Annotated in this window: 19 protein-coding genes; 6 read left to right on the forward strand and 13 right to left on the reverse strand. The window is 71.6% G+C overall.

All coding sequences use genetic code 11. The features are described 5' to 3' along the window. Positions 1-33 precede the first annotated feature (33 nt). The 3 genes from ACFWVP_RS09685 to ACFWVP_RS09695 all read right to left on the reverse strand — a co-directional run bounded on the left by ACFWVP_RS09685 (position 34) and on the right by ACFWVP_RS09695 (position 4,494). The gene (locus ACFWVP_RS09685) at positions 34-1,362 is read right to left on the reverse strand and encodes an ABC transporter substrate-binding protein (RefSeq protein WP_384495091.1); all 1,329 of its coding nucleotides are present in this window, start codon (positions 1,360-1,362) and stop codon (positions 34-36) included. A gap of 247 nt (positions 1,363-1,609) precedes the next feature. Next, complete coding sequence (locus tag ACFWVP_RS09690; RefSeq protein ID WP_384495092.1) at positions 1,610-3,397, reverse strand: beta-galactosidase family protein; 1,788 nt, start codon at positions 3,395-3,397, stop codon at positions 1,610-1,612. Between the two features lie 38 nt (positions 3,398-3,435). Further along, positions 3,436-4,494 carry a substrate-binding domain-containing protein gene (locus ACFWVP_RS09695; protein WP_384495094.1) on the reverse strand — a complete coding sequence of 353 codons (1,059 nt, stop codon included), beginning with the start codon at positions 4,492-4,494 and terminating at the stop codon, positions 3,436-3,438. A gap of 798 nt (positions 4,495-5,292) precedes the next feature. On the opposite strand from ACFWVP_RS09695, the gene ACFWVP_RS09700 reads away from it, so the two are divergent. From ACFWVP_RS09700 to ACFWVP_RS09720, 5 genes are all read left to right on the forward strand, one after another. After that, the gene (locus ACFWVP_RS09700) at positions 5,293-5,607 is read left to right on the forward strand and encodes a hypothetical protein (protein ID WP_384495095.1); all 315 of its coding nucleotides are present in this window, start codon (positions 5,293-5,295) and stop codon (positions 5,605-5,607) included. Positions 5,608-6,335: 728 nt separating this feature from the next. Beyond that, complete coding sequence (locus tag ACFWVP_RS09705; RefSeq protein ID WP_384495096.1) at positions 6,336-7,478, forward strand: polyprenyl synthetase family protein; 1,143 nt, start codon at positions 6,336-6,338, stop codon at positions 7,476-7,478. After that, positions 7,475-9,046 carry a phytoene desaturase gene (locus ACFWVP_RS09710; RefSeq protein WP_384495098.1) on the forward strand — a complete coding sequence of 524 codons (1,572 nt, stop codon included), beginning with the start codon at positions 7,475-7,477 and terminating at the stop codon, positions 9,044-9,046. The genes ACFWVP_RS09705 and ACFWVP_RS09710 overlap by 4 nt, the downstream gene beginning before the upstream one ends. Then, entirely contained in the window at positions 9,033-10,028 is a 996-nt protein-coding gene (locus ACFWVP_RS09715) for a phytoene/squalene synthase family protein (protein WP_384495099.1), read from the forward strand. The genes ACFWVP_RS09710 and ACFWVP_RS09715 overlap by 14 nt, the downstream gene beginning before the upstream one ends. Further along, the gene (locus ACFWVP_RS09720) at positions 10,025-11,032 is read left to right on the forward strand and encodes a DUF5914 domain-containing protein (protein ID WP_384495101.1); all 1,008 of its coding nucleotides are present in this window, start codon (positions 10,025-10,027) and stop codon (positions 11,030-11,032) included. The genes ACFWVP_RS09715 and ACFWVP_RS09720 overlap by 4 nt, the downstream gene beginning before the upstream one ends. A 117-nt stretch (positions 11,033-11,149) precedes the next feature. Here ACFWVP_RS09720 and ACFWVP_RS09725 read toward each other — a convergent pair whose 3' ends face one another. The 5 genes from ACFWVP_RS09725 to ACFWVP_RS09745 all read right to left on the reverse strand — a co-directional run bounded on the left by ACFWVP_RS09725 (position 11,150) and on the right by ACFWVP_RS09745 (position 16,711). Continuing rightward, positions 11,150-12,649 carry an FAD-dependent oxidoreductase gene (locus ACFWVP_RS09725; RefSeq protein ID WP_384495163.1) on the reverse strand — a complete coding sequence of 500 codons (1,500 nt, stop codon included), beginning with the start codon at positions 12,647-12,649 and terminating at the stop codon, positions 11,150-11,152. Positions 12,650-12,699: 50 nt separating this feature from the next. Next, complete coding sequence (locus ACFWVP_RS09730) at positions 12,700-13,431, reverse strand: class I SAM-dependent methyltransferase (RefSeq protein ID WP_384495103.1); 732 nt, start codon at positions 13,429-13,431, stop codon at positions 12,700-12,702. Continuing rightward, entirely contained in the window at positions 13,428-14,651 is a 1,224-nt protein-coding gene (locus tag ACFWVP_RS09735; RefSeq protein ID WP_384495104.1) for a lycopene cyclase family protein, read from the reverse strand. Before ACFWVP_RS09735 ends, ACFWVP_RS09730 begins: the two co-directional genes overlap by 4 nt. Next, entirely contained in the window at positions 14,648-15,364 is a 717-nt protein-coding gene (locus ACFWVP_RS09740) for an SDR family NAD(P)-dependent oxidoreductase (RefSeq protein ID WP_384495106.1), read from the reverse strand. The genes ACFWVP_RS09735 and ACFWVP_RS09740 overlap by 4 nt, the downstream gene beginning before the upstream one ends. A 99-nt stretch (positions 15,365-15,463) precedes the next feature. Beyond that, entirely contained in the window at positions 15,464-16,711 is a 1,248-nt protein-coding gene (locus ACFWVP_RS09745) for an NAD(P)/FAD-dependent oxidoreductase (RefSeq protein ID WP_384495108.1), read from the reverse strand. Positions 16,712-17,846: 1,135 nt separating this feature from the next. On the opposite strand from ACFWVP_RS09745, the gene ACFWVP_RS09750 reads away from it, so the two are divergent. Then, a complete protein-coding gene (locus tag ACFWVP_RS09750) occupies positions 17,847-18,173 on the forward strand; it encodes a plasmid stabilization protein (protein WP_384495109.1) in 327 nt (108 codons plus the stop codon). 521 nt (positions 18,174-18,694) lie between these two features. On the opposite strand, the gene ACFWVP_RS09755 is transcribed toward ACFWVP_RS09750, so the two are convergent. The 5 genes from ACFWVP_RS09755 to ACFWVP_RS09775 form a co-directional block, all read right to left on the reverse strand. Continuing rightward, positions 18,695-19,390: a hypothetical protein gene (locus ACFWVP_RS09755; RefSeq protein ID WP_384495111.1), complete on the reverse strand. Its 696-nt coding sequence runs from the start codon at positions 19,388-19,390 to the stop codon at positions 18,695-18,697. Between the two features lie 73 nt (positions 19,391-19,463). Next, positions 19,464-20,630: an ROK family glucokinase gene (locus tag ACFWVP_RS09760; RefSeq protein WP_384495112.1), complete on the reverse strand. Its 1,167-nt coding sequence runs from the start codon at positions 20,628-20,630 to the stop codon at positions 19,464-19,466. A 129-nt stretch (positions 20,631-20,759) separates the two neighbouring features. Beyond that, positions 20,760-21,626: an ATP-binding cassette domain-containing protein gene (locus tag ACFWVP_RS09765; protein WP_384495114.1), complete on the reverse strand. Its 867-nt coding sequence runs from the start codon at positions 21,624-21,626 to the stop codon at positions 20,760-20,762. After that, positions 21,623-22,672, reverse strand: coding sequence for an ABC transporter permease (locus ACFWVP_RS09770; RefSeq protein WP_384495116.1), 1,050 nt, complete (start codon positions 22,670-22,672; stop codon positions 21,623-21,625). Before ACFWVP_RS09770 ends, ACFWVP_RS09765 begins: the two co-directional genes overlap by 4 nt. Continuing rightward, positions 22,669-23,652: a substrate-binding domain-containing protein gene (locus tag ACFWVP_RS09775; protein ID WP_384495117.1), complete on the reverse strand. Its 984-nt coding sequence runs from the start codon at positions 23,650-23,652 to the stop codon at positions 22,669-22,671. Before ACFWVP_RS09775 ends, ACFWVP_RS09770 begins: the two co-directional genes overlap by 4 nt. Positions 23,653-23,757 lie beyond the last annotated feature (105 nt).

The raw sequence follows: 23,757 nt of genomic DNA on the forward strand, positions 1-23,757 counted from the left end.
GTCTCCCGCCCCGACGGCTCGGGTACGCGGGGATCAATGGGCGAGCTTCAGCCCGCGGTCGCTGATGGCCTTCTCGGCCGCCGCCTGCCCGGCCTGGAACGCGGGCCAGAACTCACCGGTCTTCTGGGCCTTGCCGAACTCCGCCTGCATGGTCATCGTCGTGGAGTTGTGCACGGGGCTCCAGGTCCAGTCCTTGGCGATGTTCGGCACCTGGGCCCCGGCTACGGCGTAGACGTCCTGGCCGGCGAAGAACGCGGTGTCGAACGTGGACCTGGCCGCGGCGCGCAGCTTCTCGGCGGCGGGCAGTCCGCTGGAGGTGCCGGCCGCGAGACGGGCCTTGACGGCCTCACCGTCGGTGGTGGCCCAGGTGATGAACTCGGCAGCGGCCTCGGCCTTCCTGCTGTCCTTCGTCATGGCGAAGGCCGAGCCGCCGACCGCGCCGGTGACCGGCGTGCCCCAGTGCGGCAGCGGGGCCTCGGCCCACTTGCCGGACTGTCCGGGGTACGTGGTCCTGATGGAACCGGCGCTCCACGAAGCGCCGATCAGCGCGATGGCCTTCGAGTCGGTGACCGCCTTGGTGGCCTCCGGACTCCACCCCTTGTGGTTGAGGACCAGGTCGTCCTGGACCAGGTCCTTCCAGTAGTCGGCGACCTTCCGGGTGGCCGGGTCGGTGATGTTCACCTTCCAGGCATCATCTGTCGCGCCGTACCACCGGGCACCGGCCTGCTGGGAGAGACCGGCCCAGGTGGCGGTGTCGTCGCCCCAGAAGTCGAGCAGCCGCGCCTCGCCCTTGGAGGCGGTCTTGACCTTCTCGGCGGCGGCCCTGAACTCGGCCCAGGTGGTGGGGACCTCGATGCCGTACTGCTTGAAGAGATCGGTGCGGTAGTAGAGCGTCTGCGGGCCGACGTCGTAGGGGGCCGCCCATGTTCTGTCCCCGAGCGTGACCAGGCTCCGCACGGATTCGGGGGCGTATTCCTTGACCGACTCGCCGAGCTCGGCGCTGGAGTCGCGAAGCAGCCCCTGGGTCACGAAGTCGGGCACGGCCTGGTATTCCAGGTTGACGACGTCCGGGGCGTTGCCCGCCTTGACCGCCTTGGAGATCTTGTCGTATCCGCCGTTGAGTCCGGCCGGGATCTCGGCGTGCGTGACCTTGATGTTCGGGTGGGACGCGTTGAACGCTTCGGTCATGTCGGCGGTGCCAGGCATCCATGACCAGTAGGTGATCTCCACGGGCTTCGCGGCGGAGCCGGTGCCGGCGTCCGACGTGGTGGTGTCCTCGCCTCCGCAGGCGGTGAGGAGGAGGGCCAGGGAGGCCACCGCGGCGGCGAGGGCCGTGGAGGACGAACGAGTGCTTGGCTGCATGGCGGTACTCCTACGAGAGGCCAACGGATGGCGGCGAGTTGACGACATCTTTCGACCATGAACGATCAGAGTCAATAGAAAATGAGCAAACGAACATTAAGAAGCGATATCGATCGGATCCAGTGATCATGTGCACAGTCCGACACCGCACCCGGCGGCGCCGGGGCACGCAGAACTCCCCCTGGCAGGTCCGGCAGGGGGAGTTCGCGGGTGTGGCTGCCCACTCGGGGGCATCGCGCCGAGGGGGTCAGCCGAGGTCGGGGGCCTGGCGCAGCTCCACGACGGGTTGCTCGACGCCGTCGAGCTCCAGGACCACGATGTCGTTGCGTCCCGCGCGAAGGAGCGGCCAGGGTACGTACAGCGTCCGTTGCGGGCCTCTCGCTTCCCAGTACCGCCCCAGGCAGAAGCCGTTGACCCACGTGTAACCCTTGCCCCATCCGGGCAGCGCGAGATAGGTGTCGCCCGGCTCCGCCACATCGAGGGAACCCCGGTGGAAGACAGGCCCCGAACGTGGAGCGTGCGTGTGCGCGACGGCACCGGAGGAGGTCTCCCACGGCAGCCTGTCCGGGGTCCCGTGACCCAGCTCCACCGCACGCGCGGTCCAGCCGTGCAGCATTTGCTGGGTGTGCAGGACCCGGCTCACCCCCTTGCGGTCCCCGAGTCCCGCGCCGTAGTTGACCCTGCCCATCGACTCCACCAGCAGGTCCACGCGCGCATGTGTTCCGGTGACGCGGACACCGTCGACCGCTTCGACTCCGTCCCGCTCCAGTACGCCGACGGGCGTGCCGTCCACGAAGACGTGCGCGCGGTCGGCGAGTCCGTGGACCGACAGCGGGTAAGGCCCGCGCGGGCCGGGGATGCGGGAGGTGTAGAGCACGAGACCGTGCCCGATCCCGAGCTCCTCGAACGACGGCGGCTCGGCGGCCCGCACCTCCGTGTGAGCCAGCTCGTCGAGAACGTCGAACAGCCGGATCGATTCCGTGAGCTCCACGAGCCCGGGAGGCAGCAGGGGGGCCGTGGTCTCCGGTTCGGGCAGCGGCTCGTCGGTGTACCGCTGGAGCACGTCCCGGAAGGCGAGGAACTTCTCCGTCACGCCGCCCCGCTCATCGATCGGCGCGTCGTAGTCGTAGGACGTCACGGTCGGCAGATAGCCCGCACCCGTCGCCGGGTCCTCCGTGTTGGCTCCGGCCCACGTGGAGAAGTTCGTCCCGCCGTGTGCCATGTAGAGATTGACCGACGCCCCGGCGGCCAGGATCTCCGCCAGCGAGTCCGCGGCGTCCTCCGGGTCCCGTGTGACGTGCTCGGCGCCCCAGTGGTCGAACCAGCCGCACCAGAACTCCATGCACATGGCCGGGTCGTCCGGCCGCAGCCCCTTCAGGCCGGCGAAGGCCTCGGTCGCGCGGCTGCCGAAATTCACTGTGGCCAGACGCCCCGGGACCGTGCCCCCGGTGAGGAAGAAGTCGTCCGGTCCGTCCGACGTGAACAGCGGTACGTCGATGCCGCGCCCGCGCAGTCCGGCGGCCAGGTGCTCCAGATATCCGGTGTCCGTACCGTAGGACCCGTACTCGTTCTCCACCTGCACCATCAGGACGTTGCCGCCCCGGGTGACCTGGTGCGGTGCGAGGAGGGGGATCAGCCGGTCGTACCAGCGGTCGACGCGGGCCAGATACCCCGGATCCTGGCAGCGCAGCGCCCGTACCTCCGGGTCGGCGAGGAGCCACCAGGGCAGACCGCCGTTCTCCCACTCGGCGCATATGTAGGGCGACGGCCGCACGATCGCGTGCAGCCCGGCCTCGCGAGTGGCGTGCAGGAACCGGTCCAGGTCCGCGATCCCCGAGAAGTCGTACTCCTGGGGACGCGGCTCGTGGAGGTTCCAGGGGACGTACGTCTCCACGGTGTCGAGACCCATGGCGCGCATCATCCGCAGCCGCTGCGGCCACTGTTCGGGCAGGACGCGAAAGTAGTGCAGGGCACCCGACAGCAGGCGCAAAGGGCGGCCGTCGAGGGAGAACCCCTCGGGCGAGATACGGAACATGAGGGACTCTCCGGGTGGGCGTACCGCGTGAACGGGGATCAGGTGGAGGCGCGGACGTGCAGCTCCGGCAGGATCGAGAGCAGATGCCGGGGACGGCTCGGGTCCGCGACGCGCTTGGCCAGCAACTCCACCGCGGAGACGCCCACCGCGAGCTTCGGCGGGGCGACGGCGGTCAACGGGATGTCAGCGAGGGAGGCGACCTCGTCGTCGTACGCCACGATGGCCAGGTCGCCGGGAACGTCGATGCCGCGGGCCCGGAGGCGCTGGAGCAGCACGAGGGCGTCGTGGTCGTTGTGGATCAGCGCACCGTCCAGCCGCCCGTCGGCGACCGCGTCGGCGAACTCGCCGAGCACCTCCTCGCGGCGGACGGCGTCACCGGCCGGCGGCGGCATGCGGAAGACGCCGTCCGCAGGCACGTCGAGCGCGGCCGCGGCCAGACCCTTGCGGTATCCGTCCACGAGGGGTTCGCCGTGCGGGCTGTCGTCACGCACCATGAGCCCGATCCTCCGGCGCGTCGACGCGAGATGGTGAACGGCGAGCCGGGCCCCGTACACGTGGTCGGTGACGACCCGCTCGGCGCCGGAGATCTCGTCCCCGGGGCGGCGCTCCACCCACACGTGCGGAATGGTCAACTCGTCGAGCCAGGTGGCGGCCGCCGTGACGTCGCAGGTCGCGATCAGGAGCCCGTCGAGGCCGTCGGCCAGCATGCGACCGGCCTGCGCGCGCTCCTCCTCCAGGCTGTACTGCGAGATGCCCAGGACCAAGCGGATACCGCGCTCGCCGGCGGCTTCCTGGGCACCCTTGATCACTTCCGGGTAGTAGTAGTCGGCGGCCGGCACGATCAGGCCGAAGGCCAACTGCCCCCGGCCTGACGGGGGCCTGACGGCTGGCTCCGTACCTGTGGTCCCGGCGCGGGTCGTCGGCAGGACGGCACCGCCGTGCACGCGGACGACCAGCCCACGGTCCGCGAGCGTCTCGATGTCCCGGCGGACCGTGACGGGCGAGACCTGCAACTCCTCGGCGAACTCGGTGACCCGGAGCGTGCCCCGCTCACGCAGCCGGTGAAGTACCGCCTGATGCCTCTCCTCGGCATGCATGCTTGAGCGCCCCCCTCTTTCGTGCGTGGCTCAGTGCCAGTCTATCCGCCCGGTGCGCATATGTGAACGTTTTTGTTCGAACAATCATTCTGTGAGGTGGATGCTTCGTTTGATGCTCTCCCGCCGGAGAGGTGCCGGGCCAGAACACACGGAAGAGGTCGGCGGCGTGAACGTCGGCGAGGTCCTCGCTCGAGCGGAGGTCGCCGCAGGGGCAGGGCGGCCCATCCGCAGCGCCACCGGGTCCGGGCCCGGGGCGCCGGTGGATCGACGAGTTGGTCTCCGGGATGTCCTCTGTCAAGTTCTGCGTGTTGAATCGCTGGGGGCACCGCCCCCTGACAAGCCGGCCGGACGACGCGCCGGCGGGCTGCGAGGTCGCTCCGGACGGCCTCGGCAACAGCCACGTGAGTTCCCGGCTCGCGTCGCCCGCGAGGACGTGGAGACGTCACAGTGCCTCGGTCGACACCGCTGGACCATCGAACGGACCGTGGCCCGGCTCGCCGGCTGCCGCCGACTCCACCACCGCTGCGAACGCGAGGCCGGGATCGGTTCGGCGACAACAGTGCGAAGGTGGCCGGCCCGTGGGGATCTCTCTCGATCCTTACGCTGCGTTTCCCGGCACCCGCCGTGGATGCGGCGGGACGTTTTCGGTCCGCACGGCTCGTGGGCTGATCAGAGGGCCCTGATTCCCCGGTCGGATAGCCTGCGGCCATGGGGGACACAGCGCAGGCCGCGGCAGGGAGCCATGACACGTCGAGGCCTGATGGCCCGTCGCGACTGAGGCGGCTGATGCCTGTGTGGGTGAACTTCATCATCGGGTTGCCCGCCATGATGCCGTTGCACTCGGCATGGCTGCTGCTGACCGAGTACCGTTCCTGCGCGTTCAACAGCGCAGGGTTCCGGAGTTTCTGCGGCAGTGTCGACGTCATCGAAGGGGCCGGGTGGGCCAGGGCGGGCGTCATTGTCGTCGGCGGGCTCGGTCTGTTGCTGGTCGTCGCCGTTGATGTGCTCCTCCCCGCGGCCTATGGGCGGCGGATCCGGCCGTGGCTCCTCGGGATGCTCGTCATCCCGGTCCCCTATCTGATCGCCGTCGCAACACTCGCCATGGCTGGTTGAGACACCGTTCACCGACGGGAATCGGTGTGGTGCGGTAGCTCGGTCCGGCGCGGGTCGCGGATAGGGGTTGCAGAGAGTTACTGAAGCAGGTTCATCTTGCGCGGCAGCTCGAACTCGGCACGGCCGTGGAGTTGCCTCATCGGTGCCGGGCACGGTCGATGCGTTCCCCTGTCCGGAGAGCGGGAGAACACCGCCTGACGCCGCATCGGGAGACACCCACGCACGATCTGGCGATGGGCATGGCTCCCACGGCTCTCTTTCCGCATCCACTTCGTAGACGCGTGCGACCGGGTCATGGCCCCGACGTCGTCGGCATGTCCCGGTACGCCGACGGCGGCCGGATGACGACCGAGCCCTGCACGTCGGCCGGCTCCTGTGCGCACCGCACGAGCGACCTGTACGGGCCGTGCCGCCACCGGCCTGGGCGAAGGGACCGGTGAGTGCATCCGTCCCTGTCACCGTCGGCCACTGGACGTTCCCCGACCGGCACCGGAGGCGGCTCTGCCACAGCCACCTACGGCAGCAGGAGCGGCTCACCGACCCTTCCGAGATGCGCCGGCAGGAGCGCGCTCGACGTGACACGCCGCCATGACGTCATCGGCGTGGGCCGTTGAGGTGACCGGCACCGAGGTCCGCCCGCGTACTGGGCAGGCATGAGCGCATCCGGACAAGGGGCGCTCGACGGAAGCAGTGGTGTGCAAGTGACGGAGAGTGAGAAGGGATCGTGCATGCTGGGACTGCGGCCCTCCGCGGCAGGACCGGTCGGCCCGGCCGGCGGTCCGGCCACGGCCGGCGACGCCGTCCGTGCCGTCGAGGCGGAGCTCGGACGTTTTTTTGACGAAGGACTGCGCCGGGCCCGTGAGACCGATCCGGTGTTCGCACGCGATGTCGCCGACCGTGTCACCGCGTTCGTCCAGCGCGGTGGGAAGCGGCTGCGCACGCAGTTCACGTGGTGCGGGTGGCGAGCCGTCGGCGGCTCGGGCGACGCGACGGCCGTGGTGCGCACAGGGGCGGCCCTCGAACTCGTCCAGGCGTGCGCTCTCATCCACGACGATGTGATGGATGGGTCGACGCTGCGTCGCGGTGCACCGGCGGTGCACGTGGACTTCGCCCACATGCACCGGACCGCGCGGATGGCCGGTCCGCCCGAAGCGTTCGCGACCTCCGCCGCGGTGCTGGCCGGAGACCTGGCACTGACCTGGGCGGACGACCTGCTGACCGAAACGGCACTCGGCTCACCGCACGGCCCTGGCCTGCACCGCGAGTGGCAGGCGATGCGCGGCGAGATGGTCGCCGGGCAGTACCGGGACATCCACGCGCAGGCCACCGGGGCGTCCGGCGTCGACGAGGCGGTGACCATCGCCACGCTCAAGAGCGCCCTGTACACGGTCGAGCGCCCACTGGCTCTCGGTGCGTCTCTGGCCGGTGCCGACGCGTCGACGATGGATGCCCTGCGCTCCGCAGGCCGCTGCGCCGGTCTGGCCTTCCAGCTCCGCGACGACCTCCTCGGCACCTTCGGCGACCCGGACGTGACGGGAAAGCCCGCCGACGAGGACCTGCGGACGCGCAAACTCACCTACCTTCTCGCCGTCGGTCTCGGGCTGGCCGAAGCCTCGGGCGACGAGGAAGCCGCTGACGCGCTCGCCCCTGGGCCGCCCTGTCCGTCGGACGACGCCGTGCAGCGGATGCGGGCGGCGCTGGAGCGGACAGGGGCGCGGGGCGTCGTGGAGTCGAAGATCACGGAGTTGGCGACGTCGAGTCTGCGGCACTTCGACCGTACGGGCGCGGATCCCTTCGTACGACGGGAATTCGCGAGGCTGGTCGAAGGGGCGGCGGGCGTGCCGCTGAAAGGCACCGAGGAGGCCGCGTGAGGACAGTACCCGGTCCGACGGACCGTGTGATCGTGGTGGGCGCGGGACTGTCCGGCCTCGCCTGTGCCCTGCACCTGGTGGGCGCGGGCCGCCAGGTGACGGTCGTCGAACGGGACGCCGGTCCGGGCGGCAGGGCCGGCCGCGTACGCCTCGGAGGCTACGAGGTGGACACCGGGCCGACCGTCCTGACCATGCCTCACCTGGCCGACGAGGCGTTCGCCGCCGTCGGTGACAGCCTCCACCGTCACGTCGAGCTGACGGCTCTGCATCCGGCCTACCGGGCATGCTTCGCGGACGGGACCTCACTCGACGTGCACACCGACGGCGAGGCCATGGAGGCGGAGGTCAGAAGGTTCGCCGGACCGGCCGAGGCGCGCGGATACCGCGAACTGCGGAACTGGCTCGAGCGGCTGTACCGGGCGCAGATGCGGCGCTTCATCGATACCAACTTCGACTCGCCCCTACAGCTTCTGCACCCGGACCTGGCGCGTCTGGCGGCCCTGGGGGGCTTCGGACGGCTGGACCCGCGCATCGGCCGTTTCCTGGCCGACCCCCGTCTGCGCCGGGTCTTCTCCTTCCAGGCCCTGTACGCCGGAGTCACCCCCGCCAGAGCCCTCGCGGCCTACGCGGTGATCGCCTACATGGACACCGTGGCCGGCGTCTGGTTCCCCAGAGGCGGCATGCACGCGCTTCCCCGCGGGATGGCGAAGGCCGCGGCCGGCGCGGGTGCCGAGTTCCGCTGGTCGGCCGAAGTGACCTCGCTGGAACGAACGGCAGGCCGGGTCCGTGCGGTACGGCTGGCCTCCGGCGAACGGATTCCCTGCGACACGGTGGTGCTGGCCTGCGAGCTGTCCACCGCGTACCGGCTGCTGGGACGTGCCCCGCAGCGCCCGGCAAGGCTGCGTCACTCGCCGTCCGCCGTGGTCCTGCACGCGGGGACCGATCGCACCTGGGACAGCCTCTCCCACCACACCCTGTCCTTCGGCGGTGCCTGGGAGCGCACCTTCGAGGAGCTGACCGGTTCGGGGCGGCTGATGAGCGACCCGTCCCTGCTGATCACCCGTCCGACGACACACGATCCGGCCCTGGCACCGCCGGGCAAACACCTCCACTACGTGCTCGCGCCCTGCCCGAACACGTCCGTCGGCCCCTCCGCCGCCGCGTGGCGGGATCTTGGCCCGCGTTACCGCGACAGTCTCGTCGCCGAGCTGGAGCGGCGGGGCCTGGACGGGTTCGCGAACAGCGTCCAGGAGGAGCTGCTGGTGACACCGCTGGACTGGGCGGCGCAGGGGCATGCGGCGGGCAGCCCGTTCTCGGTCTCCCACACCTTTGCCCAGACCGGCCCCTTCCGCCCGCGCAATCTGGTGCGCGGCGTCGAGAACGTGGTGCTGGCCGGCTGCGGCACCACCCCCGGTGTCGGTGTGCCGACGGTACTGATCAGCGGCAAGCTCGCAGCCGCGCGCGTCACCGGCGGCGTCCACAGCGGTGCGGTCCGCACCCGTCCGGCACCGCGTGCCACACGTGTCGCCGTCTCATCGCCCTTGGAAGGCACCCATGACCCGTCGTGAACTGGACGCAGCCGGGATCACCGACCCCTCTCTGCGCGCCGCCTACACCCGATGCAGACGTCTCAACGCCCGCCACGGCCGGACCTACTTCCTGGCCACCCGTCTCCTGCCGGTGGAGCGCCGCTCGGCCGTGCACGCGTTGTACGGTTTCGCCCGCTGGGCGGACGACATCGTGGACGACCTGGACCGGCGCCGGTCACCCGCAGAACGGGACCGGGTACTGCGACGCCTGGAAAGCGATCTCGCGCACGGGCTGCGCACCGGGAGCGGGGACGAGCCCGTGGTCCGCGCCGTGGCGGACACCGCCGACCGGTACGGGATCGAGCCGGCGCTGTTCGCCGACTTCCTGATCTCGATGCGCAGCGATCTGCGTGTCACGGACTACCCGACCTACGCCGACCTGCGGGACTACATGCACGGCTCGGCTGCGGTGATCGGACTGCAGATGCTGCCCGTGCTCGGCACCGTCGTGCCCCGTGAGGAGGCGGCGCCGCACGCGGCGGCCCTGGGGGTGGCCTTCCAGCTCACCAACTTCCTGCGGGACGTGGGCGAGGACCTGGACCGCGGCCGCGTCTACCTGCCGGCGGACCTGCTCGCCGCTCATGGTGTGGACCGGCCACTGCTGGAGTGGAGCCGCCGCACGGGCCGCACCGACCCGGGCATCCGTGCGGCCCTCGTCGCCGCCGAGGCCATGACGCGAGAGGTGTACCGAGCAGCGGAACCGGGCATCGCCATGCTCGACCCCCGGGTGCGCCCCTGCATCCGCACCGCTTTCACCCTGTACGGCGGCATTCTCGACGCCATCGCGGAGCAGGGCCATACGGTGCTGCACCGCCGTGCGGTCGTGTCCCGGACGCGTCGCGCGGTCACAGCCGCCGTGGGCGTCGCGCAGATCACGGGCGCCCGGTGGCGTGCTCGCAGCGCGCGGGGGATGCCTCCGGCGAATAGCGCGGCAATCCGGACGAGAGGACCCGTGAAGTGAACGACCGAGCCGCACGAGCCGGTTGGACACCACCGTTGCGGCGCCGCCGCCGGCCGGACTGGTCGGCGCAGACGCCGACCTGGCGGGAGGCTCGCCCCGCGCTGATCGCCGACGCGCTCGCACGGGCCGCCGCCCGCCCGTCCGGGAACTGGTTCGTCGTCGGTGCGTCGCGCGACATCCGCCCCGGTGGCCGCCCCTACGGCAGGACGGTGGGCGGTGTCGAGGTCGTGCTGTGGCGGTCGGACACCGGTGCGTTGCGTGCGGGCCCCGGCGCCTGCCCGCACCTCGGTGCGCCGCTGCGCGACAGCCGGGTGGTGTGCGGCACGCTGGTGTGTCACTGGCACGGACTGGCTCTGGACGGTGGGCCGTTCGCCGGCTGGGATCCGTATCCGGTCCACGACGACGGGGTGCTGGTGTGGGTACGGCTGGACGCGGTCGGCGGTGAGGAGCCCTCCGAGCGTCCTGTGGTCCCTGTGCGGCCGCCGGCGGGCAGCGGGGTGGACGCCGTGTTCACGGCGGTCGGGCGGTGCGAACCGCAGGACGTGGTCGCCAACCGGCTCGACCCGTGGCACGGCTCGTGGTTCCACCCGTACTCGTTCGTCGACCTCACCGTGGCCCGTCTGCCGCTGGGCGAGGAGGACGACGCGTTCGTCGTGGACGTCTCCTTCCGTGTGACCGGCCGTCTGGTGGTTCCGGTCCGGGTCGAGTTCACCGCGCCCGGGCCACGCACGGTCGTCATGCGCATCACCGAGGGCGAGGGCTCCACGTCCGTGGTGGAGACTCATGCCACGCCGCTGAGCCGCGAGGCGGACGAACGGCCGCGGACCGCCGTGACCGAGGCGGTCGTCGCCGCCTCGGACCGGCGCGGCTTCGCCCTCGCACGGGCCGCCGCGCCCGCACTGCGACCCCTGATGCGCCGGACGGCCGGCCGGTTGTGGCGCGACGACCTGGCCTATGCGGAGCGACGCTGGGAGCTGCGCGGCACGGGACGGTTCCCCGGGTGAGCGCGGCGACGGGTTCGTCGCGGTGCGGTGGGTCCCCGTGGTGTGTATGCCCCGGTCCCCATGCCTCCGTCCGCGAAGTCGATCTCGTGGGCCGGGCGGCGGGCAGGAGCGCCGGTCTCACCTCCTCGCGGCCGTGCCGAGGGCTCTCAGCACAGGTGACCGGCCCGCCCGGGGAACCGTCCACAGCACCTGTCCCCGGACGCCCCAGCGGTTGAGCAGCACGCCGGCTGCCAGGAAGCCGGTGGTGGCGGCGCGTTCCATCAGAGCCACGGGAAGGTCGCAGCGGATCGCGTCCCCGGCCAGCGTCACCCGGGGGTGGGGCGTCGTTACGGTGGGCCGCCGGAAGTACGAGCCGACCGGGAAGAGGGGGCAGTCGGCGTGCCATTCGTGCCGGGCGTCCACGATCCGCGCCGGTCGTGCCTCCGGGTACACCCGGTGCAGGCTGTCGACGAGCCGGTTCTGCACCGTTACCCGTTCCGCTCCGCCGTCGACGGCGTAGGCGTGCAGTTCCACCACCGAGCCCCCGCTCCGCGCGGCCCAGCGGGCGGCTTCGCCCTCGTAGCGTTCCAGGACACTGATGTTGTCCAGGCCGTCGTATCCGCTGGTGCCGAGGAACCCCGGGCGGTCGGCGCGGACCGGCCGGTCCAGCCAGAGCCGGGAGACGAGGAAGGACGGGGCGGTGCCCAGGGTGGCGACGTCGTCGCGCCAGGCGGAAGTGCCCAGACCTGGAGACGCCGCGACGACCCCTTTCAGTGCCCCGGGGTCGAGCGCGAGTACGGCCGCCTCGTGCCGGTCGGCGGCACTGCCGGTCCGCACCTCCACTCCGCCACCGTCGCGCGGATGGACGCCGTGTACGGGGGTGCCGGTGCGGACTTCCGCGCCGAGGCCCTGGAGGTAGTCGCCGAGCGGGTCCCACAGGGCTTGGGGGAAGGGTTCGTCCGGCACGTCGAAGAGCAAGCCCTCCGAGGAGCCGAGGAAGTAGATGTGGAACATCAGCAGCAGTTCCGCGGCGGACAGTTCGCGCGGGTCGGCGAAGAAGCTGCGTGAGAAGACCTCGAAGGCCAGATGGTGCGCCGCTTCGGGAAAGCGGACGCGTTCCAGGAACGTTGTCGCGCTCATGCTGTCGTAGCGTTCGTAGACCTCGGGCACGCGGACGTCGAGAAGTGGCAGGGCTGCCCGGGCGTCCATGGCGGCGAGGTCGCGCCAGCCGAAGGTGGGGCTCAGGGCGGCGAAGCCGAGCGCGCTGAAGGGCGGTGTCCGCGGAACACGGGCGAAGCTGTCGGTGGTCCCGCCACTGTGTCGCAGCGGGTAGTCGGGCAGTGGCCGGAGACGGTCGAGCCCGGGATCGGTCCGCCGCAACAGGCCGCGCAGGTTGTAGTACTGACGGAAGAAGGCGTGGAAGCCGCGGCTCATGGTCGCCGCGGAGCCGTCGGCGAGGCGGGTGCGCCGGCCCGCGAGACGGCCGCCCAGTGACTCCTCTCGTTCGTAGAGGGTCACACGGGCGCCTCGTTCGGCCAGCAGGGTGGCCGCGGCGAGACCCGCGATCCCTCCGCCGATCACGGCGACGCGGGGCGCTTCCCCGCGATCGAACCGTGCTCGGCCGGGTGCGGGCATCATGATCTCGGCCTTGCGGTCGCGGCCCCGTCGGGCCGCGACTCGCCGGGCGCTCACCGGGCGTCCAGCGCTGCCGCCGCGGAGTCGTTGCGGGCCAGGAAGGTGTGCACGATGCCGGTCTGCCACCCCGCGACGGGTGCCGCGCGCACGCCCGTGAATCCGGCGTCGATCAGACGCGCGGTGAAGGCGGGGACGGTGTCGAAGTCGAGGACGCTTCGCCACAGATGGCGGTAGAGAGCACGGTCGCCGCTGAGCGCGCCCGCAGGAATGATCACCCCCTGGCACACGGCCGTCCACAGCGCGCGGTGGGCGGCCGAACCGCTGAGGCTGTACTCGTGGACGGCGAGCCGACCGCCGGGCCCGAGCAGCGACCGGACGGTCTTCAGGACTCCGTCCGGGTCCGTGACGTTGCGGAACAGGTAGGAGGCGAACACCGCGTCGTAGGGTCCCTCACCGGTCGTGGCCACCTCCTCGGCGGTCAGGTGCCGAAACCGCACGCGGGCCGGCCACGGTTTGGCCAGTGCGCACCGCAGCATCCCCGCCGAGGCGTCGACGGCCGTGATCCGGGCCCGGGGTGCGGCTCGTAGCAGGGCCCGGGTGGAGGCGCCCGTGCCGCAGCCGAGGTCGAGGATGTGCAGCCCTGCTCCGGCCAGGGGCAGCCGCAGCCGTCGGGCCGAACGCAGGAGGTCGGTGCGGTAACCGGGGTTGAAGGACGTGAGGAGGTCATAGGTGGGCGACGCGTGATCGAAGGCCCGTGCCAGGTCGTGGTCGCGCAGCAGGGTCATCGGTGGTTCTCTCCGATTCGGGGGGCGGGGCGGGAACGGCGGGGCAGGAAGGGGAGTTCGACGGCGGTGCGGAGCATGGGGCCGATGGGGGTGCGCAGGCCGATGCACCATTCCTCCCAGGGGGAGGTGGCGCCGTCGAGGAAGCGCAGCAGACGCTCCGGGGGGATGCGGCGGAACAGGCCGGTGAAGAAGTCGGGCCCGTCGATCCGTCCGGTGTCCAGGGCCCTCAGCAGTACCGCGTCCATGGCCAGGGCACGCCGTCCGTGGGGCGGGGGCGCGATGGCTCGCCCGTCGAGGAGGGCGGCGGCGATGGCACGGCTCTGCCGCTGGACCGCGGCGAAGGTGTAACCGGTCGCCGGGCGGGTGGCGCCGCCCGCGGTGCCGATCCGGAAGACGGCGGGTCCGGTCCGGCGGGCGAAGCGCGCGTCCGTCATGGGGATGACGCCCTGCTCCGCCGACTCGACGGTGTACGGGCCGAGCCGCAGGACGTCGCGGCTGTAACGGGTCAGCGCCGCCTCGTAGGCCGGAGTCGTCAGCGGGGTCCGGGAGAACTCGGTGTACTCGACGAGCGCGCGGTCCGGTGCCAGCGGCAGTACGTAGCCGAAGGCGAGTCCGTGGCCCGGCTGGGGCACACGGAAGTCCATCAGGTCGGCGACGGAGGGATCGAACCGGTCCGTGTCCGTGTGCACGAACCATCCGCGGAAGTGCTGCATCAGCTGTGTCCTGGCCGGGGGCAGGGCGGACCGCGGGCGGGAGTCGAACACGTGGCGGGCGCGTAGCGTCAGCGTCCGGCCGTCGGCTGTCGTGCAGCGGACTTCAGCTCCGTCGACCGTGCTGCGTACCGAGCCGACCGTCGCGCGCAGGACGCGCCCGCCGGAGGACCGGGCCAGCCGGGAGTGCACCAGTCGCTCGAACTCTGTGGAGCGGAGCATGCGGTAGCGCAGCGGAGACGGGTCGACGGTGACCTCACTGCCGTCGGTGCCGTGAACCCGCAGTCGTGTCCAGGACCCGGTGACCGCCTCGTCGAAGTCGTCGGCGTCCCGGTCCCAGTAGCACCAGGTCCGCTCGGGCGGTCGTCGTGGGCCCTCCGGAGCCTCCACCACGGTCACGGTGGGGGATCCGGTCGCCGTGAGTCGGTGCGCGAGGCTGAGCCCGGACGCTCCCCCGCCGACGATGAGCACGTCGGACGTCCCTTCGGGGGCGTCGGGGTGTCGGCTCACCTGGCACGCCGATCGGCGACGGGCGTACCGTCCGGTGCCGTGCGCGGCGGCTCGGCCTCCGCCTCCGTCGCGTCGACGACCACACCGACGCGTTGGTGCGGGTCGCGCCCCACGGGCGTCGTGCGCGCGGTCGGCCGGTCGGCGAAGCCGGTGTCCCGATGGCCTGGCCGGATGTCCAGGATCCGGAAGTCGGTGGTCCGCGCTCCGGGGCGCGCGGCGACGAGCCGGGCGCGCGGTGCGGCCTCGGAGGCGCTGTGGTCTGCCGTCCTCGCCCGTGGGCGCCCAGAGACCCCGCCGGTGAGCGTGGCGATCACCGAGCCGGGTCGCATGATCCCTGGCGCGGCGCGGAAGAACGCGGCGGGCGCGGGGACGTCGGCCGCCATCCGATACTCGGCGGCCTCGTCACCGACCCCCGTCGCCCGGCCGAAGTCCACCGGCCCGGAGCCCACCGGTCCGAAGGCCGTCACGACCGCGTCCAACCCACCCGATCCGGCCGCCGGGCCATGCACGGCGCGGGTGCGGGGGGCGGAGTCGTACGCGTCGAACGGAACGGGCGGAGCTCCCGGGCGGGGCTGAGCCGCCCGGGCGAGGCGGCCCGGGTCGCGGCCCGCGAGCGCCGGGCGCGCTCCCCGGCCGGCCGGTTCCGCTGTGAGGACGCCACCGAGGACACCGGTCGCACCGGCCACCGGCACACGCACGCCGTTGATGTACATGTCACTTCCGATCGAGGGACCGGTCGGCGACCTGGTCCCTCAGCTCTGCTGTTCCGCGAACCGCCGCTGGTGGACGCGGCCGCCAGGGACGGATCCGCATCACCCGCGCGCCATATCGCCCAGCACTTCACGGGCAGCCCGGGTACCCGACGCCAGTGCGCCTTGCACGGACCCGGTCGCCCGGTGGTCCCCGCAGACGTACCGGCCCGGGGAGAACCGCGTGGTACGGCTCAGTGGCCAGGGCGGCTCCATCGCGGGCAGGGCCCCTTCGACTGTGTGCACGGCGACCTGCTGCCAGCCGCTCGTGTCGGTGCCGTAGAGCTCGGCCAGCCGCCTGAGCACCGGGCCGTCCGCACCGGACCGTTCGGGGCCCAGTACGGAGCTGGAGACCAGCGCGGTTCCGGGGGGCGCGTACGTGGGCGCGACCTCGGTGAGAACACAGGTGTTCAGCACCGCTCCGGTGCTGTCGACCACCAGGGTCGGTTCAGCCAGGGGTGTGATCGGGGCCGCGTGGTAGTACGTGGTGACCGTACGGCCTTCCGGCACTGCCAGGCCGGGCAGCAGACGGGCGGCCGACGCGGCCTCCACCGCCACCACGACGGACGTGGACGGCAGCTCGCGGCCGTCCGCCAGAAGCACCCCCGACGCGGTGACCGCGGCGACCGGCGTCCCCAGCCGGAGCACACCGTCGGGCAGACCGCCGGCCAGCTGGGCGGGCACGGCGCCGATGCCGTCGGCGGGCAGACAGAGCGTCCCCCTCACCATGCTCCGCAGGACCAGGTGGAAGAAGCGGGCGGAAGTCTCCAGCCGGTCCTCCAGGAACACTCCGGACAGGAACGGCCGCAGAATCTCCGTGACCACCTCGGCCGACAGCCCGGCACGCGACAAGGCGTCGGCGGTGGAACGGTCGGGCCGTCGTTTTGACCAGCCTGCGGGCAGGACGACGTCCCACGCTGCGAGCGCCGCCATCGCGGCCAGGTCCCGGGCCGACAGAGCCCGCCCGGGCAACAGCGCTCTCGCCTTCTCCGGCCGCCGGGTCGGATCGGCGAGGTATACGGGCCCTGTCGACGTGTGCGCGATGATGCCCGGGGTGAACGGCCTCAGCCGCAGACTCGGCAGGTCCAGGCGTCGCTTCACCTGAGGGTAGGAGGTGTTGAACACCTGGAATCCACGGTCCAGCAGGAACCCGTCCCGCCGGTCCGTGCGCATGCGGCCGCCCACGCCGTCCGACGCCTCGAGAAGCGCGACACGCTGCCCGGCGCGGCACAGATCCAGGGCGCAGGCCAGGCCGGCCAGACCGCTGCCGACGACGACGGTGTCCAGAATCCGGTGGTGCTGCGTGGTCATGCTCCTCCTTCGGGCGGCCCTCGGTACACCGAGAGCCGGGAAGCGTCCCGCGACCCGCTGTTCAGGCTCTTGGCTCAGACCCTGACGCGCCCCGACACGGAAAGCGCCGCTTTCCCGGCGTTGTGAGTGCGGTGACAGGTCCGACCGCTCACGACTCCACCCGAACACGTTCCGCCCCGCGAAGCCAGGCGCCACTGCGATCACGCACCCGACAGACGACACCGCCTCACCTGAGCAGCACCGACTCCGCCGTCCTGACCGCCTCCTCCGGCCCCGGCGGATGCGGGCGCCCCGGCACGGTCCGCCCGGCCCAGCCGTGCCCGCGCGTCAGGACCACCGGCTTCCTGCGAGCGCCGCGCACACCCCACCCCACAGCCGGCACATGCTGGGCCGGCTGCCTCCTCGCCGTGCTACGGGGCTGCGCCCACAGTCCCGCCACGGCAGCCCCGGTCCTACCGACGGCGGCGACGAGTGACTCGACAGGCAGTGCGCCACCGAACGTGCGCACGGCTTACCCGCCCGAACGATCAACTTACCCGGCGCCCACCCGCCCGGGGACAGCCACCCGCACCGGTGTACGTGCGTGTGTCCGCCGGTGCGGATTGCCGCGTACGCCGACAGGGGGCAGGGGCGCCTTCAGTGTCTCCAGTACGTCCACCCGAACCGCGCGAGCACGGCACTGCGACGACCGGTTCACCCGCGCGAAGACCCGGCTGCCCGGGATGCCGGAGCACACGACCAGCCGAGCCGACAGAAACCGGCGGCGCCGCTCGGTTCGGTCGTGTCCGGCATCACCGCATCGACCAGCTCGATGGTGGCCCTTCGTCAGAACCCCGATCCGCACCCACCGGCCCGCACCCCACACCGCCGAACACAGGGCACCGATGAGGAGGTCAGGCGCTCCCCTGCCGGAGCATCTCGGCCGGCCCCCGGTCACCGCCCACAACGGTGCCGCGGCGGCGGACCCCGCTCCACTCACCCGAGCGCACGGCCCCGGGGGCACGAACCCGTCGCGGATGCCATGTTTCCGACGTGCACCAGGGGTACCCGGGAGGTGGACGGCGGTCTCCACCCGCGCCGTCCGAACCGAGTACCTCCGGGCCGAACCCGTGAGAGGAACGAGGAGGAGAACACCATGCCGGCAGGATCAAGCCCCAAGCGCGAGCGTCAGTACGAACACGTCAAGGAGAGTGCCGAGAAGCGCGGCACGTCCGAGAAGCGCGCGAAGGAGATCGCCGCCCGCACCGTCAACAAGGAGCGCGCTCGCTCCGGGGAGGCGAAGACGGCGAGCAGGACGTCGACGCGCGATCCGAAGTCCGCCTCGCAGCGTGGCGGGGAACGCTCGCACAAGGGTGCGCAGGGCCGCACCAAGGACCAGTTGTACGAAGAGGCCAAGAAGAAGAACATCGAGGGCCGCTCGACGATGAACAAGGAACAGCTCCTGAAGGCCGTCGACCGCTGACCCGCGGCCCGCCGCGGTACGACGTCCACCGCCCGCAGGCCGGTTCTCGGCCTTGCGGGCGGGTCCGGTCGGCCGGGGAGGCCTGGGCGGGACGATGCCCGTACCCGCGCCCCTACGGCCACCTCGTGGTGTCCGTCCGCCGCCGACCGGGCTGCCGCGCGGCTCAGCCGGCCCTCGCACGCACTTGGCCGGACCGCCGGGTCAGGAGCCGCACGCTGCCTGGTGCCCGCCTTCGGACTCACCCGGCGCGGGCGCCTTGCTTGCCCGGAACAGCCTCGCGAGGCCCGGGTGGTCCTCGGCCTCGCCGCACTGGGGCGAGCTCGAAGGCTGTCCACCCACCGTGCGGACGCGTACTGCCCGGATTGTCCGGCAGGCTCTGCGAGAGCACCGGCAGGCAGGCGGCGAGCAGCCGGATCCGTTCGCAGGGCGCACCTCGGTAGCTCGAACGTGCACGCCACGGGCGCGCGTCGGCCACACCGACCGGCGGAATCCGCACCCGGCCGCCACCCGGCCGCGCCCGTTCAGGGGGTCGCCGCGGACACCACGTAGACGACGGGGGCTGCCGGGTCGGTCATGTTGACGGTGATGTCCTGCGTGGGGCGCGGGTCCTTGTTGCGGTGGGTCGTTCCCGCCCAGTCCACGCCCGGTCCGAAGAACCATCCGGTGATCTTGGTGTCCCGGTCGCCGATGGTGACCTTGCCGGTCTCCAGCGCCGCACGGCCGGTGCCCACGCCGCTCAGGAACCGGTCGAGGCCGGCGGAGGTCGTACGGAACTTCACGTACATCCTGCTGGCCTTCCAGTTGTTGGTCTCGTAGTACTGGACGCCTACGGCGTTGCCCGGGATCGGCAGTTCGAAGATCCGGCGCTGCATTCCGGACGGCCAGTCCTCGCGCAACCCCTGGGCCGCCGCCTCGGCCTCCTTGTCCTGGCCCGAGCGGCGGCTCTGTCCGGCGGAGATCACGAGGTAGCCGGCCGGAATGCCGATGAGCAGCACGATGATCGTCAGGGTGATCAGCCGTCGCCGGATCATCCGGCGGCGGTCCTTCGGCGACATCGCGCCCCCACCCCCGGAGGAGTCGCCGGAATCGCCGGGACCGCCGGAACCGCCGGAACCCGACAACCCCGAAGATCCGCCGGAGCCGGACGGGCCGGACGGGCCGGCGGAACCTGAGGAAGGGGGCTGGCCCGGCACGACGTGGTGCTCGGCTGCTGTCATGGTGGGTGATCCCTCGAAGCTGCGGTGCGGAGTGCTGATGGCCAGGATGCCGGGTGCCGCGGCGCTGCCGCGCTCAGTCGGTGGCCCGGGTGCTGCGCGTGTTGCGGATGGTGCTCGCGGCCTGGTCGTAGAACTGCGCGTAGCGCTCGTACCGCTCGACACGCCGCCGGTTGGTCCGCCGGAATCTGCGGGCGACCAGGCGGGCCAGGTCGGCGGCGCCGACCATGCCCGCCTCCGGGCCGAGCTGGGCCTTCGCGATCCGGGCCTCCGGGCGGTAGCCGCGGCCGGTGAGGTGGCGCTTGAAGGCGTCCCGGGCCGGGCCGATCAGCAGGTCGTCGGCCGCGCTCACCCCGCCGCCGATGACGAAGCAGGACGGGTCGAGGGCGGCGGCGAGGTTGGCGATGCCGACGCCGAGCCACTGGCCGATGTCCTGGAGGAGCTCGACGCACATCGCGTCGCCCTCGCGGGCCAGCTCGGTGATGAGCGGACCGGTGATGTCGGGGATGTTGCCCTTGACGCGCTCGATGATGCCGTGGGCCACCGGCGAGTCCGCCGCGGCCAGTTCCCTGGCCTCGCGCACCAGGGCGTTGCCCGAGCTGTACTGCTCCCAGCAGCCGCGGTTCCCGCACGGGCAGCGGTGTCCGCCGGGCACCACCTGCATGTGGCCGAACTCCCCCGCGACGCCGTACTTGCCGCGCTTGACGTGCCCGTCCTCCAGGATCGCGCCGCCGATGCCGGTGCCCAGCGTGATCATGACCAGGTGGTCCTCGCCGCGGCCGGCGCCGAAGCGCCATTCCGCCCAGGCCGCCGTGTTGGCGTCGTTGTCGACCATGACGGGGACGACGAGGCGGGAGGCGATGGCGTCCCTGAGGGGTTCGTCGCGCCACGCCAGGTGCGGTGCGAAGAGGACCTTGGAGCGGTCCGCGTCGACCCAGCCCGCCGCGCCGATGCCGACGGCGTGCACGTCGTGCCGGTCGGAGAGGTCCAGGACCAGCTCGACGATGGTGTCCTCGACGACCTTGGGGCTCTTGGACTTGTCCGGCGTCTCCGTGCGCAGGGTCTCCAGGATGTTGCCGTCGGCGTCGACGACTCCGGCCATCACCTTCGTACCGCCGATGTCGATCCCGACGGTGGGGACCCGGGGCGCGGTGAGGTGTGAGCGCCGCTCCCTGGTCCCGACACTCCGCAGAACGGTGGCGCGGGCGGAGCCGCGGTGTGTGAAGTCGCGGTACGTGCTCATCGTCCCTGCGCAGATCGGGGGGCCGGCTGGTCTCCTCCGGCGGCGAACGGTGCCCGCCGCCCCCGATTCTGCCATTGCCGGGCCCCCGGAACCGGTGGATGGCCCGGGGGCGGGGAACATCGGCGACGGTTACGGGGTGTCGTCCCCGACCGGACGGCCGCCGAGGTGGTCCGGCGCGGGGGCCCGCTCCAGCTCGTGGCTGAGCTCCTCCAGCTCGCTGCCACCTGCCATTTGGCGGGTCAGCTCGTCCAGCGTGACGCTGTCCTTCGTGTGGCTGCCGGACATCGCGCCGCGCTTGAGCAGGACGAAGCGGTCGCCCACGAGGTAGGCGTGGTGGGGGTTGTGCGTGATGAGAACCACGCCGAGCCCGGCGTCGCGGGCCGCCGCGACGTACTTGAGGACGACGCCGGACTGCTTGACGCCGAGCGCCGCCGTGGGCTCGTCCAGGACAAGGACCTTGGCGCCGAAGTACACGGCGCGGGCGATCGCCACGCACTGGCGCTCGCCCCCGGACAGCGTGCCGATCGGCTGGTCGACGTCCCGCAGGTCGATTCCCATGCGCAGCAGTTCCGCACGCGTCGTCTCGCGCATCAGCTGCACGTCGAGGCGCTTGAACGGGCCGGTGCCCTTCGTCGGCTCGGAGCCGAGGAAGAAGTTGCGCCAGACCGGCATCAGCGGGACGACGGCCAGGTCCTGGTAGACCGTGGCGATGCCCCGGTCCAGGGCGTCGCGCGGGTTGGCGAGCGTGGTCTCCGCGCCCTCGATGAGGAAGGTCCCGGAGTCGTGCCGGTGCAGCCCCGCGATGATCTTGATGAGGGTGGACTTGCCCGCGCCGTTGTCCCCGAGGACGCAGGAGATCTCCCCCGCGTGGACCTCCAGGGACACGTCTTCCAGGGCCTTGATGTGGCCGTAGTACTTGCTGACGTGGTCGAGCTCGACGAGCGCCGGGCGGGCCGTGTCGGTGTCCCGGGGAGCCGGAGCCTGGGGGGCCGTCATTTGGTCGCCTCCGCGCGCTTGCGTACCCATGCGTTGAGCAGGGTGGCCAGGAGCAGCATCGCTCCCAGGAAGAACTTGAACCAGTCGGGGTTCCACTCCGCGTACACGATGCCCTTGCTGGTCATGCCGAAGATGATCGCGCCGACCGCGGAGCCGATCGCGGAGCCGTAGCCGCCGGTGATCAGGCAGCCGCCGATGACGGCCGCGATGATGTACGTCAGTTCGTTGCCGACGCCCTCGCCGGACTGCACCACGTCGTACGAGAACAGCAGGTGCTGGCCGGAGACCCAGGCGGCGAAGGCGACCCCGAGATAGAGGCCGATCTTCGTACGGATCACCGGCACACCGACGGCCCGCGCCGCGTCGGCCTCGCCGCCGACGGCGAAGATCCAGTTGCCGAAGCGGGTGCGGAGCAGAATCCAGGTGCAGACCGCGACGAGCGCGACCCACCACAGGATGGTGACCTTCAGCTCGACGCCGCCGACGGTGAGGTAGGAGGCGAAGACCTTGCGGGCGGACTCGAAGCCCTCCATGTCACCGATGGCCTTGGTCGACACGGTGCCGCTGATCAGCTTGGTGAAGCCGAGGTTGAGACCGGTCAGCATGAGGAACGTGCCGAGCGTGATGATGAAGCTGGGCAGTCTGGTGCGCGTCAGCATGAAGCCGTTGAACGCGCCGAAGCCCAGGGTGACCAGCAGCGACACGAAGACGCCGACCCAGACGTTGGCCGTCATCTGGTAGCTGAACATCGAGGAGACCAGCGCGGCGCTGGTCACCATCACACCGGCGGAGAGGTCGAACTCCCCGCCGATCATCAGGAGCGCCACCGGCGCGGCCATGATCCCGATGGTGGAGGCCGCGTAGAGCACCGTGCCGAAGCTGGACGACTGCAGGAAGCTGTCGGCGACGATCGTGAAGAAGAGGAAGACGGCCACGGCCCCGACGATCGAGCCGAGCTCGGGGCGGCCGAGCAGCCTGCGCAGCGGCGAGGTGCGCAGCAGCCGTTCGTCGGTTCCCGGTGCCGCGGGCTGCCCGGTAGCCGTCATCGGGTTCCCCGCTCGGTGTACTCGGCGAGCTCGTCGGCGTCGTCCGCGGTGATGATCTGCGGGCCGGTCAGGACGGGCAGACCGCCGCCGAGGACGTTCTGGTTGTAGCGGTGGAGCCAGAGCAGGTCGACGGCCTCGTAGCCCTGGAGGTAGGGCTGCTGGTCGACGGCGAAGCCGAGTGTCTTGTTCGAGAGGCTGGTGGCGACGCTCGCGTTGAGGTCGAAGGTGTCGATCTCGGCCTTGCTGCCCGCGGTCTTCTTCGCCTTCACGGCCGCGGCGGCGAACGGGGCCCCGAGAGTGACGACGGCGTCGATGCTCGGGTCGGCGTCGAGCTTCGCCTCGATGGAGGCCTGGACGTCGGGCATGTTGGTGCCGTCGACGTAGAGGCTCTGCATGGTGCCGTCGAAGGTCTTCTTCGCTCCGGCGCAGCGCTGCTCGTGGCCGACGTTGCCCTGTTCGTGCAGGACGCACAGCGCCTTCTCGCGGCCCCGGCTGTCGAGCTCGTCGCCGACGGCCTCGCCGGCGATGGACTCGTCCTGCCCGATGTGGGTGAGCGCGCCGAAGTCCTTGGACTCGGCCGAGCCGGAGTTCACCGTGATCACGGGGATGCCGGCCTTGACCGCCTTGGCGACGACGGCCTTCATCGAGTCGGGCTTGGCCAGTGTGACGATCAGGCCGTCGACCTTCTTGTCGATCGCGGTCTGGACGAGCTCGGCCTGCTGCTGCCCCTCGTCGTCGTGCGAGTAGAGGAAGTTGATGTTGTCCTTGAGGGCCGCCTGCTCGGCGCCCTCCTGGACGATGTCCCAGAAGGTGTCGCCGTCGCCCGAGTGGGTGACCATGGCGAACGTCCAGCGCGGTGTGTTCACCGCGGACCGGCCCTCGGCGGCCTCCTTGGCCGCGCGCTCCTCCGCCCGCTTGCCGCCGGTGCTGCTGCATCCCATGAGGGAGACTCCCAGCACCGCCGCCAGCACGGCGCCCATCGCACGTACCCCTGTCCGAACCCTTGCCACGACGCCGTGCCCTTCTTGTGCTGCTCACTGTGCTGCCTGGTGGAGCCGGGTGGAGCGGACTCGCGGCCCGGCCGA

The sequence above is a fragment of the Streptomyces sp. NPDC058637 genome (assembly GCF_042717325.1).
Lineage (GTDB): Bacteria > Actinomycetota > Actinomycetes > Streptomycetales > Streptomycetaceae > Streptomyces.

Excerpts from the sequence above, each read along its gene's own strand:
- ACFWVP_RS09745 (WP_384495108.1), bottom strand. The coding sequence starts at position 16,711 with ATGACCACGCAGCACCACCGGATTCTGGACACCGTCGTCGTCGGCAGC.
- ACFWVP_RS09775 (WP_384495117.1), bottom strand. The coding sequence starts at position 23,652 with ATGGGCGCCGTGCTGGCGGCGGTGCTGGGAGTCTCCCTCATGGGATGC.
- ACFWVP_RS09695 (WP_384495094.1), bottom strand. The coding sequence starts at position 4,494 with ATGCATGCCGAGGAGAGGCATCAGGCGGTACTTCACCGGCTGCGTGAG.
- ACFWVP_RS09725 (WP_384495163.1), bottom strand. The coding sequence starts at position 12,649 with ATGATGCCCGCACCCGGCCGAGCACGGTTCGATCGCGGGGAAGCGCCC.
- ACFWVP_RS09705 (WP_384495096.1), top strand. The coding sequence starts at position 6,336 with ATGCTGGGACTGCGGCCCTCCGCGGCAGGACCGGTCGGCCCGGCCGGC.
- ACFWVP_RS09760 (WP_384495112.1), bottom strand. The coding sequence starts at position 20,630 with ATGAGCACGTACCGCGACTTCACACACCGCGGCTCCGCCCGCGCCACC.
- ACFWVP_RS09770 (WP_384495116.1), bottom strand. The coding sequence starts at position 22,672 with ATGACGGCTACCGGGCAGCCCGCGGCACCGGGAACCGACGAACGGCTG.
- ACFWVP_RS09755 (WP_384495111.1), bottom strand. The coding sequence starts at position 19,390 with ATGACAGCAGCCGAGCACCACGTCGTGCCGGGCCAGCCCCCTTCCTCA.
- ACFWVP_RS09715 (WP_384495099.1), top strand. The coding sequence starts at position 9,033 with ATGACCCGTCGTGAACTGGACGCAGCCGGGATCACCGACCCCTCTCTG.
- ACFWVP_RS09750 (WP_384495109.1), top strand. The coding sequence starts at position 17,847 with ATGCCGGCAGGATCAAGCCCCAAGCGCGAGCGTCAGTACGAACACGTC.
- ACFWVP_RS09730 (WP_384495103.1), bottom strand. The coding sequence starts at position 13,431 with ATGACCCTGCTGCGCGACCACGACCTGGCACGGGCCTTCGATCACGCG.
- ACFWVP_RS09690 (WP_384495092.1), bottom strand. The coding sequence starts at position 3,397 with ATGTTCCGTATCTCGCCCGAGGGGTTCTCCCTCGACGGCCGCCCTTTG.
- ACFWVP_RS09765 (WP_384495114.1), bottom strand. The coding sequence starts at position 21,626 with ATGACGGCCCCCCAGGCTCCGGCTCCCCGGGACACCGACACGGCCCGC.
- ACFWVP_RS09740 (WP_384495106.1), bottom strand. The coding sequence starts at position 15,364 with ATGTACATCAACGGCGTGCGTGTGCCGGTGGCCGGTGCGACCGGTGTC.
- ACFWVP_RS09685 (WP_384495091.1), bottom strand. The coding sequence starts at position 1,362 with ATGCAGCCAAGCACTCGTTCGTCCTCCACGGCCCTCGCCGCCGCGGTG.